The sequence below is a fragment of the Pseudomonas sp. R5(2019) genome (assembly GCF_009905435.1).
Lineage (GTDB): Bacteria > Pseudomonadota > Gammaproteobacteria > Pseudomonadales > Pseudomonadaceae > Aquipseudomonas.
This window is the reverse complement of the sequence record NZ_JAAAMT010000008.1, coordinates 61,927-76,148: the sequence shown is the minus strand read 5'-3', so window position 1 is coordinate 76,148 and position 14,222 is coordinate 61,927. Positions and strand designations below refer to the sequence as shown.

Genomic DNA, 14,222 nt, shown 5'->3' with positions numbered 1-14,222 from the left:
ATCAATTAATGCGCGGTGCGCATCGGAGAAAGGGTTCGCGCGCGCAATGCTTCAAGCCCAGGCGCCAGCGGCAAGCTGCCGTTACCCAGCGCCGCCACCTGGACGTCACAAAAGCGCATCGAATCGATCAGCCAGCCTTCAGCTTCGCTGTACTGATAGGTTTCCTCGGTGCGCGCCATCAGCAACACGGCCTCAGCGTTGTCAGCGCGAAGGGCCAGCTGCCACAGACGCCAGGCGGCCCTGGCCTGTTGGCCGTCGACTTCGATATCCGCCCCCACGTAGTAATGCGCAGCAAAGCACCACGGAGACTGCTCGAACCATTGCGCCAACGCTTCTCGCCCCACGCGATCACCCCCGAACTCGGCGCCATGCCAGACCGCCTGCGAGGTGAAGCACGCCGCCTGCGCCTTGGCCAGCTCGCTCAGCCGCTCGGGCTCCCGCTGGCGGTAATCGGCCGTGTATTTGGCGTCGGCCAATGCGGCGTACCGGGCCTTGAGCTGCCTGATGGCCTCGACTGCCTCCAGCCGCTGCAGGCGCTCGGTCAATTGGGAAAAATCGCTCATGCCGCCACCGCCTTCAATGACACCGACACGTCACTGAGCAGCGCTTCGTCAATCTGTCGCCGACCACGAATCAGCGCTTCCAGTGCCTTGCGCTCCTTGCCCTGATTGACCATGACCGCCGCCACCACTCGGCACTCCTTGAGGAGCACCATCGTCGCCTTGCCTTGCGCGAGATCCCCACGCCAGACATGTCCATCAGCTTCGTCGATCAGCCCGACGACCTGAATGTTGTGCCCGAACTGATCGGTCCACATCCACGGAATTTCACTGTATGGCTGCGCAGCTCCGACAATCTGTTGAGCGACGGCCAGCGCCTGGTTTTCAGCATTGCGCCACGTCTCTTGACGCAAAGGCCGGCCGTAAAATGCATTGTCGCAATTGGCAACATCGCCCACGGCGTAGCACCAGGACGCATCGGGACTGCGGCAGAAAGCATCGACCACGACACCATTGACGCAAGTGATTCCAGTCTGTTCAAGAAACCCGGTATCGCAGTCGATGCCAATGGCGAGCAGTACCTGCTCTGCCTCCAGGACCTCACACCTCCCCTCCAGGCCTTGCACCTGAACCTGGTAGACAGCGCCGTCATGGACAATGGACTGCACGCCGACTTGCGACTTCAGGACGACCCCCGCATGCTGATGCTGCGCCGCCAGCCACTGCGAAACAGCAGCCGGCAGGCATCGGCGCATGACCTGATCAGACACGTCCAGCACCGTCACCGCGACGCCCAGCCCTGATGCGGTTGCCGCGACTTCCATGCCAATGACGCCAGCTCCGATCACCAACAATCGCGAACCACTTTCCAAGGCCCCGGCCAACTTCTCACAGTCGCCGATCCCTCTGAGAACATGAAGGCCAGGCAAATCACCGCCGGGCACCTTCAACGATCGCGCCACACCGCCGGTGGCCACGACCAGTTCATCGAACTCGACCTGACGACCGTCATCGAGCCGCAGGCAACGCTGGTCGCTATCAAGCCCAACCACACGCGCGGTCATACGCACCAGCCGGTCATGCGCGGTCCAGAATTCGTCCGCAGCCAGCATCAGCTCGCCCCAGGCCTGCTCGCCGGCCAACACGGCCTTGGACAAGGCCGGACGCTCGTAGGGCGCATACGGCTCATCACCGATCAGCAGCACCTGACAACGGCTGTCCAGCTCGATCAGATGTTGAGCGACTCGACCGCCAGCATGGCCGGCACCGACAATAGCGATTCGCCGAACGCTCATGGCGCACCCTCCTGCACGTCGCTATTGCGCACAATGGCTCGATAGAGCAGCCCCTGGGCCGAGGTGCAGACCCAACGCCGCGGTTCGTGCGCCGGGATGAGGATCGCCTCACCGGCACTGAGGCTGTAGGACTCATCGGCGGCGAATACATCGAAGCTGCCTTCGACGATAGCGCCGACCTCCTCGCCCAGATCGCTGATTCCGCCCTCCACCGCCTCACCCTGGACAAACCGGCGCAATTGCAGATCGAAGGCATCACCACTGATAGCGCTGACCGCAGAAGCGTCCAGTGGCGGGGTGAGCAGACACTGTTGAGTGCTCATGACTGACCTCCCCGATCCTTGAGTGGGTAATAAGGCACGCTATCTTCCGGCCCGAACTCCGGTCGCGGCGGCGTGACCACATTCAGCCGCATGCTGACGCCCTGCTGGCCAAAACGGTTGCTGCCGTAATGGCTCAACTGCGCGGGAATAATCATTGCGCTGCGCGCCATCATGGGCACCGCGACGTCATCGACCAGGCCAGTACCTTCAAAGACCGTGCACTCGCCGACCAGCTGCAACGACGCTTCTTCTCCATGGACGTGGGCCTTGGCAGGCAGGTCATGCCCGACTTTTTCTACAAACTTCACCACCGAAACACTGATGCGCTCGCCGAACAGGTGCTTCATGTACAACCCGTCGGCGACGACTTCCTTGAGCCCGTCGTCAATACCAAAAACTCTGCACTTGGCCATAGCCACCTCCGCGCTCAATAAACAGGCTTGAGAGAAAAATCCTCTTCTGCCACGAAGCGGCGCGGATCAAACCCGTACACCACTTCCTGCTGGTTGTAACATTCGACCGTGGGGGCAATTTCAGCCAGAGACAGCAGCAGCTTGAGCAAGGTGGTCTCCACCTCATCGAGCTCTGCCAAGGGTTTTCGATTAACGAACTCAAGCAGCGCATCGATCTGCGCCATCATGGCGTCCTTGAAGGCGATGATGCTTGGCATCGACTGGCGGTGACGCTGGATATTGCGCTCGGTTTCAGTGTCCAGCGCCCACACGCCGATATAGGCCTGCAGCGATTGGAATGGCTCGGGCAGCAGCACGTTGACCGGGTGATCAGCCTGCGAGGTTGCAATCATATTCATGGGCTTCACTCCCCTGCGGCTTGAGCAGCATTGCGTTCGAGCATGCGCTCGACAGCGTGATAGTTATGGCGCACGAGAATTTCGTTGTCCTGCAGGAACATGAAGCGCTTGGCGCCGGTTTCAGCGGCCTTTTGCGTGCGCTCCACGGTGCTCATGTCTTCGAGCAACACATCGCGCAAGGCGACCTTCATGTACTCGATGAAGAAGCGCCCACCCGCCGTGGTCATCTCTGGGTAGAACACCCGGCATTCGACGCGCGTACGGTTGTAGGCGGTGGGGCGGAAGGTGTAGCACTGGAAATAATTGGGTCGCAGGGACAGGTACAGGTCTGGAAAGACGACGTTGATGTCGAACAACCAGTTAGGGCTCCTGGTCCAATTCATGCCCTCGGGCAATGCCTCGATCGGAAAATCATGCCTGGCGCTACCCACGGCGCCGCGCAGCGCCGCCGCCGAGATGGGCTTGGACCTGGTCGCCTCTGCCAGCGCTTCCTCAAAGGCTGCCCCCCCTTCGGTCATGGCCTTGGGATTGCCGTAGACCGACTTCTGGTTACCCGACAGTGACAACCGGCGGTGGTATTCACCACACAGCGCACCGAGCGGCGGCATGCTGCCATTTTCGTCCTTTTCAACCGCATCGGCGATCGACAGGCCATGAATGTAGGCCACGTGATAGGCCTCCTGGAACGCATCCAGGGCAAGCTTCCAGTTGCACTCCACTTCGCTGACCCAGGAAAAACCGCAGGTCAGCTTTTCGAACGGGTAACCCTCGATCGAACCGAACATGGGCTTGAGATAATCCTCAAGCGATTGCGCCGGTTCAGCCTGCATATTGATAAAGATGAAGCCTTGCCAGATTTCGCAGGCGACTCGCGCCAGGCCATTGGCAGATTTGTCCAGGTCGAAGAAGCACTCTTCTTCGGGAACGCCGGTCAGGTTTCCATCCAGATCAAAGGCCCAACCGTGGAATTTGCAGGAAAACTTGCGGGTATTGCCGCATTTTTCGTAGGCGATCTGGTTGACCCGATGAGAGCAGACGTTGTGCATGGCATTGATCTGGCCCTTCTTGTTACGCACAACAATGATTGACGCATCAGCGCACGGCAGGTCCTTGACCATGTAGTCCCCGGCGTTGGGGATCTCTTCTACACGCCCCACCTCAAGCCAGGTCTTCTTGAAAATGTGCTCTTTTTCCCGCTCGTAGTAGTCAGGAGAAATATAGGGCTCTACCGGCACCGGGCCTTTGCCCAGCTCGGGATAGTCGTCTGTGATAAAGGTGCGCTTGGTGCTCATTATTTTTCTCAAACCCCATCAGTTCGTCCAATTAACGAATGCCATTCTGTATTTCGGTGTGGCTAGCTGTCAATAGCCCCACAAAACAGACAGCCAGCGGCTACGAAGCCCTGTAAAACGACTGCAAATCTGTAAAGGGACGCGTTGGCACGAATGGATTTTCCAGCCGAGCGGCACCGTAATGGCTCTAGCTGGTATGATTCGCCCCCGTTGCACGTGTGTGTGCGAGACTGATCAGCAGGAGTAGTGCGTGGCGCAAATAAAGAAAATGGAAATCCGCGATGCCATCGTCGAATCCGCGTTCACCCTGTTCAAACACAAGGGATACACGGCGACCACCATGAGCAGCATTGCGCGCGAAGCAGGCGTGACGGTGTCGAACCTGTACGTCTACTTCGACTCCAAGATTCTGATTCTTTACGAGATTTACACGCCGTGGTTTCAAGACCAGGTCATCCGGCTAAAGGAATCCGTCAGCCGTCTCCGTCAGCAACGAGCACGGCTAAAACGAATCTTGATCGGGGTTTGGTCGGAGCTTCCCGTTGCCGACCAGGCATTTGCCAACTGCATGATCGAAGCCTTGGCAAGCGCTCCCCGCCAACAGGGCAAACCGAATGATTTACTCAAGTGGTCAGAGCAGCAGATCAGCGAGATGCTGCTCGATGCCCTGCCTGAGGACCGCCACCACCTGGTCACCGACGGCCTGTTGGCACACATCCTGTGGATGGCATTTGACGGGTTCGTCATCAATCAACGCATGGGTGATTGCCGAGACATGGAGAAAATTGCTGATCTGTTTACAGATATGCTGCTGCCGAATTGAGCGTTAACAAGAGAGCTGAAGCCGATGAATCAGCATCCCACGTTTTACCCGGCGCTCCAGGCGCCGGGCCCAGTCATGGGAAGAAACATCAGAACAGCGCCAGGGTGTAGCTGACGAACACGCGGTTCTGGTCTTGGTTGGCATCCGCCTGGGAGTGCAGGACGCCATAGCGCCACCCGAAACCGACGCCCTTGAAGGTGCCAGCCTGGATGACGTAGTCCAGCGCCATGTCGCGCTCCCACTCCTGTTGGTCGCGGCCTGAGGTGGTCTTGATGTTGTCGCCGTTGAGGTAGACCAGCGAAGCGCGCAGGCCAGGAATGCCTGACGCCGCGAAGTCGTAGGCGTATTGAGTGAACCAGGTCCGTTCGCCGGCGCGGTTGAAGCTGGTGAGCATACGATCGGTAAACAGGTAGAGGCTCGCGCCAGCGGCCCCCTTGCCGGGCAAGGTGCCCTGATTGAGTTGAACGAAGTTGCTGCCATCAGAAACACTTTGGTAGCCCCCCGTCAGTGCGTGGCCACCGAGGCTGTAGGTGAGCATCGCGCTCCAGGTCCGGTTATCGATTTCTCCCGAACCGTTGCGCGAGTAGCCGCCCACCCGGTAACCGTCGGCACGGCCGCTGGCGCTGCCGTTGGCGCCGCTGGAGCGGGTGTCGAAGTAACGCAGGTCGGTCTTGATCGACTGGCCTTCACCCAGGCCCTGGGCATGCTGCAAACCAAAAAATTGCTGGGTGTAGTAGTCCTCAAGCTTGGCCGCGTAGTACTGGGCGACCAAGTCCTTGGTGACCTTGTAGTCGGCGCCGGCGAAGAAAAACGTGTTGCTTTCCTGACGACCACCGCTGACCGCCAACCCGGTGCTGTCGCTGGAACCACGCCCAGTAGCCTGCTCCAATTGCCCGGCAGTCAGCGTCAGTCTGTCGATGTCATTGCTGGTGATCTGGCCCCCTTCGAAGGTCTGCGGTAGCACTCGACCGTCGCTCGATTGCAAGATCGGTAGCTTGGGCGTCAGCGTGCCGTAACGCACTTCTGACTTGTTCAGGCGCGCCTTTGCGGTCAGGCCCAGGCGGCTCCATTCATCGACGGCGCCATCACCGTCGGACGGGATCATCGAGCTGCCGCGATGGCGGCCCTGGCCGCTGTCCAGGGTCACGCCGAGCAAGCCCGATGCATCGATGCCAAAGCCCAAGGTGCCGCGGGTATAGCCCGAAACGTAATTGAGCATGAAACCTTGCGCCCACTCCTCTGTTTTACTTTGTCCGGCAGGACCGGCTCGGTCGCGGTAGTCGTTGTTGAAGTAGTAGTTGCGCATACCCAGCGTGGCCTTGCTGTCACTGATAAAGTCGGCCGAGGCATTCTGACCAAGGGACAGCAGGCAAGCGCCGGTACCCAGCAGACCAAGAGATTTTTTCATGGGATGTAAGTCCAGCCAGATTATTGTTGTTATGGATGACTTTTTCCGAAGGGGGGCCGGACTGCGCCCCCTCCCCCAGAACCCGGGTCATGACGGGTTCAGACGCGCTCGATCACCATGGCTACGCCCTGGCCCACCCCAACGCAGAGGCTGACAACGGCGTAACGCAGGTTGCTGCGTTGCAACGTGCGACAGGCACTCAGCACCAGCCGGGCACCGGACGCGCCCAATGGATGACCCATGGCGATAGCACCGCCGTTGGGATTGACCCGCGGATCGTCGAAACTGAGTTCCAGCGCCTTGAGACAGGACAGCACTTGTGGCGCGAACGCTTCGTTGATCTCGATCAAATCGACCTGCGCGAGGCTGATACCGGCCCGCTGCAAGGCCACCTCAATCGCCCGGTGCGGGCCGATGCCCATGATCCGGGGCTCCACTCCGACCACTGCCGAGGAGAGAATCCGTGCCATGGGTTGCACCTCATGCGCCCTGCCGATCTCGCGGTTTCCCAGCAACAATGCGGCGGCACCATCGTTGATACCCGAGGCGTTGCCGGCCGTGACAACACCGTTCGGGAACAGCGGCTGCAACCGCGACAATGCCGCCAGGTCGGACTGTGGTCGCGGATGCTCGTCGTGGCTGACGCGCTGGGTCTGTCCCTTGCGCCCGGTCGGCACGTCGATGGCCATGATTTCGTCGTCCAGCACGCCAGCCTGCAAGGCCGCCTGGTAACGCGCTTGAGACGCGGCGGCGAAACGATCAGCGTCCTCGCGACTGATGGAATACTCCAGGGCAACGTTATCGCCGGTCTGGGGCATGCTGTCGTTGCCATAACGCTGCACCAACTTCGGGTTGGAGAAGCGTGCGCCGATGGTACTGTCCGCCATCTCTTGAGTTCGACTGAACGCGCTCTCGGCCTTGGCGATCACCAGGGGCGCCCGCGACATGCTCTCAACGCCGCCAGCCAGGTACAGCCGGCCTTCGCCGCAGGTGATGGCCCGCGCCGCGTCGATCACTGCCGACAGCCCGCTGGCGCACAAGCGGTTGACCGTCTGCCCAGGCACTGACCAGGGCAGGCCGGCACTGAGCAAGGCATTGCGGGCCAGATTGCGGCTGTCCTCGCCAGCCTGATTGGTGCATCCGAGAATCACATCTTCCAGCGCATCCGTTGGCAAGCCCGATGTTTCCATCAGTCGGGCCAAGAGCCCTGCGACCAAATCGTCCGGGCGCACCCCGGACAGGCTGCCGGCATGTCGCCCAAAAGGCGTGCGTAAACCGCTATAAACATAGGCATCAAGCATGGCAAAGCTCCCGAAAAATAAGGGTTGAATCGACTCAGGCCGGTAGAAGGTTTTCTGGCTGACACAGGGACATTCCCAACCGCACCCGTCTGCGTAGCCAACTGCCAGGGCGGTAACGTGGGTCACCGGTGAGGGCATGCATACGTTCCAGAATGTGCAGCAGACGAGCCGCGCCCAACTGGTCGCCCCACTCCAGCGGCCCTTGCGGATAACCAAGGCCCAGCCGCACCGCCGTATCGATATCGGAGACTGAGGCGATGCCTTGTTGAGCGATATCGCAGGCCAGGTTGACGATCGACGCCAGGGTGCGCTGAACGATGAATCCGCAACTGTCCCGGATGATCACAACCGTGCCGCCATCGGCGCTGAACAGCGCGTGGGCGGCGCTCTGCATGTCCGCCCGGGTCGCCGGGTTGAGCATCAGGCAACGCAGACTACCGAGATCCAGCAAGGTATCGATCGCCACCGTGCGCGCGGGATCTGTGCCGTGCCGCAGGGCTGATTCGGTGGCGTCCTCACCCAGCGGCGCCAACAGGCACAAGGCCTCGGCAGACGGCCGCGGGCCGCTCTCGACCTCGACACCCAGCTGTTCAAGCAAAGCCAACAGTCGCGTCCTGCCGATTTCATCATCGCCCGCCACCCAGACGGGAGGTAGCTGGGGACAGTGCGGCACGGTTTGAACCACCCGCGGCGCAGTGTCCTTGTCCTTGTACCGATAAAACCCCTGGCCACTTTTACGCCCAAGGTGCCCTCCCGCTTGCATCAATCGCAGCAGCGGATGGGGCCGGTAACGGGGCTCTTCATAGAACTGCCGGTACACCGACTCCATCACCGGCAGGCTGACATCCAGGCCAATCAGGTCCAACAACTCGAACGGCCCCATGCGAAAGCCGGCACCGTCGCGCAGTACGGTGTCAATCAACGCGGCCGGTGCTACGCCCTCACTGAGAATGCGCAACGCCTCGGTGCCAAAGGCCCTGCCTGCGTGGTTGACAATAAACCCCGGGGAATCCTTGGAGCTGGCCGGGTAATGACCGATACGCCGGACCAGCGCCTGCAGTTGCTCGATGACTTCAGGCCGGGTAGCGATACCGCCGATCACTTCGACAAGACGCATCAGCGGTACCGGGTTGAAGAAATGCAGCCCGGCCACACGTTCGGGGTGCCCGCAGACTGAAGCGATCGCGGTGATCGACAGTGACGAGGTATTGCTCGCCAGCACGGTCGCTTCATCGAGCACCTCCTCCAGTTGCCGGAACAGACGCTGTTTGGCCTCCAGATCCTCGATGATCGCCTCGATCACCACTTGGCAATCAGCCAAGGCTTCCAGGCGATCGACCACTTGCAAATGCGCCAGCGCCACGGTGGCCGCTTGCGGAGTGATACGGGCCTTCTCTTGCAACATGGCGAAGGTCGTCGCCAGTTGTGCTCGAGCGGTGCTCGCCGCACCTGGGCGCGCATCGAACAGTGATACGTTCAAGCCGGCCAGGGCCATGACCTGGGCGATGCCCTGCCCCATCGCGCCAGTACCGACCAGACCGATGCGTTGCAGTGGTTGCGGGTTCATTGACCGAGGTACTCCGGTTTGCGTTTTTGCAGGAAGGCCTGCATGCCTTCTTTTTGATCACTGGAGCCAAACAGCAACTGGAAGGCCTTGCGCTCCAGGGTCAGCGCCTGCTCCAGCGGTAAATCCATCCCTGCGAGCACCACTTCCTTGATCTGCGCAATGGCGATCGGCGGCATATCGGCGATGGCGACGGCCATTGCCAGGGCCGACGACAGGGTCTCGGCGTCCGCCACCACCTCGCTGACCAGCCCCATTTGCAACGCCTCTTCGGCGGTTACCTGGCAGCCCGTGAACAACATGCGCAGCGCCTGGAACTTGCCGACGGCACGCAGCAAGCGCTGAGTCCCGCCCGCACCCGGCATGACGCCGACCTTGACTTCCGGTTGAGCGAAGCGCGCTGACGTGCCGGCAATGATCAAGTCGCAATGCATCGCCAGCTCGCAGCCACCGCCCAGGGCGAAGCCGTTGACCGCGGCGATTACCGGTTTGCGACAAGCCGAAATGGCTTGCCAATGGCGCTCGGCATGCCGTGCATACAGATCCAGCGCCGTTGCGTCGACCATCTCGCCGAGGTCCGCGCCCGCCGCAAATACCGTATCGCTACCGGTGAGAATGATGACTCGGGTAACGGGGCACTCATCGAGGCGCCGAAAATGTCCGGCCAGCTCCTCGCGCAACGCCATGTTCAGAGCGTTGCGCGCCTTGGGACGATTGAGCCGCAGCAGCGCCACGCCCGGCGCGGGCTGCTCCAGCAAAACCATGGGTTCAGGACAAACAGGGTCAAAGCTCATGGGCTCTCCTGCTACAGGGTGTATGGGCTAAGTCGGGTGCCAGCCACAAGCGCAGCTGGCGTTATCCGCATGCCGCGTTAACCGCGAACGATGCCGGCTGCATAGAGCTGGTCGATCACCTGCGCCTCCAGACCCAGGCCTTCGAGCACTTCACGGGTGTTTTCCCCCAAGGCTGGGGGTGCACTGCGGTAAGTGGCCGGGGTCCGCGAAAGCTTCACCGGGGAGCCGATACCCCGGTAGCCGCCGATATCCACCAATAGGCCGCGGTGCGCGGTATGCGGGTGGGCAACCACGGTGTCGATCGTCGCGATTGCCCCGCAAGGCACCCCGGCCCGGATCAGTTGTTGCGCCAGAGCAGCCCCATCATGGCTGGCCAAGTGCATCTCCAACGCCTGCTTGAGCGCCTCGCGGTTGACCGAACGCGTGCCGTTGTTGACAAAGCGCGGATCCTCCAGCATTTCGCCGGCACCCAGTTGCTCGCACAATTTGGCGAACTGGCCATCGTTACCCACCGCCAGGAAAATCGGCTCGGTGCCCGTGCAATAACTGTCATAGGGGGCAATATTGGGATGGGCATTGCCGGTCAGCTGCGGGGTCTTGCCGCAAGCCAGATAGTTAGGCACATGCGGATGCAGCAACGACACACCGCAGTCGTACAGGGTGATGTCCAGGGACTGCCCCAGCCCACTGCGATGGCGCTCATTGAGTGCCAGCAGAACCCCCGCCAAGGCATTCAGGCCCGTCACCATGTCGACGATCGGCAGGCCAATGCGCAGCGGACCGCTGTCGGCTTCACCGTTGACGCTCATCAGCCCGGCCATCGCCTGGATCACGGCGTCGTAACCTGGCAGGCCACCCAACGGGCCATCGGCACCGAAACCGGAGATCGCGCAGTGGATCAGCCCGGGAAAACGCTGGCTCAGGACTTCGGTGTAATCGATGCCCCAGCGCTTCAAGGTACCGGGCTTGAAATTCTCGATCAGTACGTCGGCGCCTTCGAGCAGGCACATCAGCAGCTCGATGCCTTCGGGCCGGGACAGGTCCACGGCGATGCCCTGTTTGTTACGGTTGACGCCGCGAAAATACGAAGCGTCCGCGCCCTCGAAGGGAGGCCCCCAACCGCGCGTCTCATCGCCGCTCAAGGGTTCCAGTTTGATCACTTCGGCGCCATGGTCCGCCAATGCCTGAGAACAGTAAGGCCCGCCCAGCACTCGGCTGAGGTCGATCACTTTCAGGCCCTCGAGGGCCCCTTTGGACTGATTCATAAGTACACTCTGCTCAATCGGGTGAGGGCCGGTCAGACCGGCAACAACTGCATGGCTTCGGCTTGCGACAGCGGGCTTTCATTGGCCAGGCGCGACAGCAGTTCGGCGTCGATCGCAGGCTCAGGGCTCAGCGGGTCGCGCGGTAAAAGCTTGTGTTGCAGCAGCAGATGGGCCAGGGCCAGGCGGCGAGCATCATCAGGCTGACGGCTGGCTTCCCAGGCCATGAAAATCGCTGTGGCGATGTGATAGAGCGAACTACCGGCCTGGCGTACCTGTTCATCGCGGCGCTCATGGGCAACCTCGGCCAGTCGCGCCACGGTCCGTTGCAGCACGGACTCGAACAAACCATGGCTGGCAGCCGGCAAGGCGGCCTCGGCCAGAACGCTGACCAGATGCTGATGCAACGGTTCGAGGGCCTGCTCCCGGGTCACGGCGCGGCCGATATCCAGCGCCACAATATTGCTGGTGCCTTCCCAGATCGAACCCAGGTGGGCATCGCGCACCAGTCGGGCATCGCTCCACTCTTCGATGTAGCCGATCCCGCCACGCACTTCCATGGCATCGCCGGTGACCCGGCGCGCGTCGCGGCAGGCACGGAACTTGATGAGCGGGGTCAGGATGCGCACGCATTTGCGCGCCGCCTCATCGCCGGCATCAGCCTTGGGCAACAGCGTGGCAATTTGCATGAACATCGAGCGCGCCTGCTCGGTGGGCAACATCATTTTCAGCAACTGCCGCTGCATCAGCGGCATGTCGATCAAGTGCTTGCCAAAGGCCCGACGATGACGCGCGATGTACATCGCTTCGTTAACACCCCGGCGCATCAACCCGGCCGCGCGCACGCCGTTGGACAAGCGCGACATATTGACCATGTCGGCCATTTGCTGGAACCCGCGACCGACTTCGCCAATCAGGTAAGCGGTGGCGCCTTCAAGGGTGATCTCGCCGCTGGCCATCGAGCGCGTACCGAGCTTGTCTTTCAAGCGCTGAATCCGGTAGGCGTTGCGCGAACCATCCGGGCGCAGCTTGGGCAACAGGAACAGGCTCACGCCCTGCATACCCTCCGGCGCATCTTCGGGACGCGCCAGGACCATGGCCAGGTCCGCATCGGGATTGGAGCAGAACCACTTTTCGCCAAACAACTGCCACTCGCCGTCCGTCAGCCTGGCCCGGGTCTGGGTGCGTGAGACATCGGAGCCAGCGGCTTGCTCGGTCATGAACATGGCGCCCTGGAACAGCGTGTCGAAATCCTGCGAGACCAGGGATGGCAAGTACCGCTCCACCAGCTCGGGGGAGCCAAACTTGCGCAAGGTGCGGGTCAGGGAGTCGGTCATGCTCACCGGGCAGCACAGGCCGAACTCGGCCTGTACGAACAGATAGGTCAAGGCATACTTGGTCAGTGGCAACGTGCCGTCGTCACGATGGCTCATCGCAGCCAGGCCGAGCTCGGCATAGGCCACCCGCTCCAGCTCGACGAAATCCGGGTGTTTCTGAATGCTCTCAATGTCTTCACCACGACGGGTACGCGGCAACAGTTTCGGCGGGTTCTTGTCGGCCGAAAGTGCCAGCACATCCAGCTCGCCACCGGCTCGTGCGCCGAGTTGCTGCCAGGTCGGCAGCCATTGGGCATAGAGTTCGGACGGCAGGTAAACCTTGAGCAAAGCCGCCAGGCCGGTATCGCATTCGAACAGGTTCAGACCCCGGCTATCAGGGATATTCAGTGGGTCGTGATCGCGTTCTGACAGGGCATTCATGGTGACTCTCCTGATTTTTGTGATCCAAGAGTAAGGTCGTCACCCATAAGTATCTAATACAAAATAAATCATCTACGATAATGAAAAATTATCGTAGATGAGGCGGATCAGCATGGATCTCAAGCAACTTCGTTACTTTGTCGCCGTCGCCGAAGAGCTGCATTTTGGACGAGCGGCTGCGCGATTGTTCATCTCCCAACCCGCCCTGAGCTTTGACATCAAGAAGCTCGAAAGCCAACTGGACATCCAGTTGCTCAACCGCAACAACAAATCGGTCAGCCTGACCAACGCCGGCCAGGTGCTGCTCGACGAGGCGCGTTACCTGCTGCTGCGGGCCGAGCAGGCCAAGCACCTGACCTTGCGTTCAGCCCAGGGTTTCGCCGGACGTCTGAGTGTCGGCTTCGTCAACTCAACGCTGCATCGCGGCCTGCCGCAGGCGGTCAAGATCTTCGAATGGGAACACCCCGATACCGAGATCGTGTTGATGGAGATGAACAGTGCCGAGCAGGCTCAGGCATTACTGCGCGGCCAGATCGATATCGGTTTCGTTCACGGGAGCAGATTTCCCGAGAGTATCTGTTGCGAAACCGTGCTCCGCGAACCATTCCTCTGCTGCCTGCCCGCCTCTCATCGACTGGCGGGACAATCGCGAATTGACCTGGCGGACCTCGCGGACGACGACTTCATCCTGTTTCCGCGCAACGTCTCACCGCACTATCACGATCTGATTATCGCGCACTGTGTGGCGGCTGGTTTCAGCCCGCGGATCCGTCACGAGAGCCGGCTCTGGCAAACAGCGGTATCCATGGTGGCTTACGGAATGGGCGTAACCCTGGTGCCTCAGACGTTGGCCATGACCTGGAAGGAAGGGGTGCATTACTGCGAATTCAACGGCAACGGCGCGTACTCGGAAATGAATGCCATTCATCAGGCTGCCTTGCCGTCCGCCGCCGCGCAAAGCTTCCTTGCATTATTCAAAGCCATTGCAGCCGCCCAGGCTACATAGCGTGGAAATCAATCATACGAAATCTTGTATCACACAATAATTATTAATCATTATTTTTTTTAATCCTGCACGTATAGGCTCCCAGC

General features: G+C 60.8%; 14 protein-coding genes. 2 read left to right on the top strand and 12 right to left on the bottom strand.

Annotation, left to right across the window (positions count from 1 at the left end; translation table 11 throughout):
• Positions 1-5: 5 nt before the first annotated feature.
• From GUY40_RS07690 to GUY40_RS07665, 6 genes are read right to left on the bottom strand one after another with little or no spacing between them, the layout of a single operon-like run.
• Entirely contained in the window at positions 6-563 is a 558-nt protein-coding gene (locus tag GUY40_RS07690) for a nuclear transport factor 2 family protein (RefSeq protein ID WP_166568354.1), read from the bottom strand.
• The gene (locus tag GUY40_RS07685) at positions 560-1,795 is read right to left on the bottom strand and encodes an NAD(P)/FAD-dependent oxidoreductase (protein ID WP_166568353.1); all 1,236 of its coding nucleotides are present in this window, start codon (positions 1,793-1,795) and stop codon (positions 560-562) included. The genes GUY40_RS07690 and GUY40_RS07685 overlap by 4 nt, the downstream gene beginning before the upstream one ends.
• Positions 1,792-2,118, bottom strand: a complete 327-nt coding sequence (locus GUY40_RS07680) for a hypothetical protein (protein ID WP_166568352.1) — start codon at positions 2,116-2,118, stop codon at positions 1,792-1,794. The genes GUY40_RS07685 and GUY40_RS07680 overlap by 4 nt, the downstream gene beginning before the upstream one ends.
• Positions 2,115-2,531 (bottom strand): cupin, encoded by a 417-nt coding sequence (locus GUY40_RS07675; RefSeq protein ID WP_166568351.1) that lies wholly within the window; start codon positions 2,529-2,531, stop codon positions 2,115-2,117. Before GUY40_RS07675 ends, GUY40_RS07680 begins: the two co-directional genes overlap by 4 nt.
• Before the next feature lie 14 nt (positions 2,532-2,545).
• Complete coding sequence (locus GUY40_RS07670) at positions 2,546-2,929, bottom strand: hypothetical protein (RefSeq protein WP_166568350.1); 384 nt, start codon at positions 2,927-2,929, stop codon at positions 2,546-2,548.
• Between the two features lie 5 nt (positions 2,930-2,934).
• Complete coding sequence (locus GUY40_RS07665; protein WP_166568349.1) at positions 2,935-4,221, bottom strand: SRPBCC family protein; 1,287 nt, start codon at positions 4,219-4,221, stop codon at positions 2,935-2,937.
• Positions 4,222-4,471: 250 nt separating this feature from the next.
• On the opposite strand from GUY40_RS07665, the gene GUY40_RS07660 reads away from it, so the two are divergent.
• Positions 4,472-5,044, top strand: a complete 573-nt coding sequence (locus tag GUY40_RS07660) for a TetR/AcrR family transcriptional regulator (protein ID WP_166568348.1) — start codon at positions 4,472-4,474, stop codon at positions 5,042-5,044.
• An 88-nt stretch (positions 5,045-5,132) separates the two neighbouring features.
• Here GUY40_RS07660 and GUY40_RS07655 read toward each other — a convergent pair whose 3' ends face one another.
• The 6 genes from GUY40_RS07655 to GUY40_RS07630 form a co-directional block, all read right to left on the bottom strand.
• Positions 5,133-6,452: an OprD family porin gene (locus GUY40_RS07655; RefSeq protein WP_166568347.1), complete on the bottom strand. Its 1,320-nt coding sequence runs from the start codon at positions 6,450-6,452 to the stop codon at positions 5,133-5,135.
• 98 nt (positions 6,453-6,550) lie between these two features.
• Positions 6,551-7,753 (bottom strand): 3-oxoadipyl-CoA thiolase, encoded by a 1,203-nt coding sequence (locus GUY40_RS07650; RefSeq protein WP_166568346.1) that lies wholly within the window; start codon positions 7,751-7,753, stop codon positions 6,551-6,553.
• A gap of 34 nt (positions 7,754-7,787) precedes the next feature.
• Positions 7,788-9,320: a 3-hydroxyacyl-CoA dehydrogenase gene (locus GUY40_RS07645; protein WP_166568345.1), complete on the bottom strand. Its 1,533-nt coding sequence runs from the start codon at positions 9,318-9,320 to the stop codon at positions 7,788-7,790.
• On the bottom strand, positions 9,317-10,111 hold the full coding sequence (locus GUY40_RS07640; protein ID WP_166568344.1) for an enoyl-CoA hydratase: 795 nt from the start codon (positions 10,109-10,111) through the stop codon (positions 9,317-9,319). Before GUY40_RS07640 ends, GUY40_RS07645 begins: the two co-directional genes overlap by 4 nt.
• Positions 10,112-10,188: 77 nt before the next feature.
• Entirely contained in the window at positions 10,189-11,376 is a 1,188-nt protein-coding gene (locus GUY40_RS07635; RefSeq protein ID WP_166568343.1) for a CaiB/BaiF CoA-transferase family protein, read from the bottom strand.
• 32 nt (positions 11,377-11,408) lie between these two features.
• Positions 11,409-13,130 (bottom strand): acyl-CoA dehydrogenase family protein, encoded by a 1,722-nt coding sequence (locus tag GUY40_RS07630; protein WP_166568342.1) that lies wholly within the window; start codon positions 13,128-13,130, stop codon positions 11,409-11,411.
• A gap of 112 nt (positions 13,131-13,242) precedes the next feature.
• On the opposite strand from GUY40_RS07630, the gene GUY40_RS07625 reads away from it, so the two are divergent.
• Positions 13,243-14,136 (top strand): LysR family transcriptional regulator, encoded by an 894-nt coding sequence (locus GUY40_RS07625; protein WP_166568341.1) that lies wholly within the window; start codon positions 13,243-13,245, stop codon positions 14,134-14,136.
• Positions 14,137-14,222 lie beyond the last annotated feature (86 nt).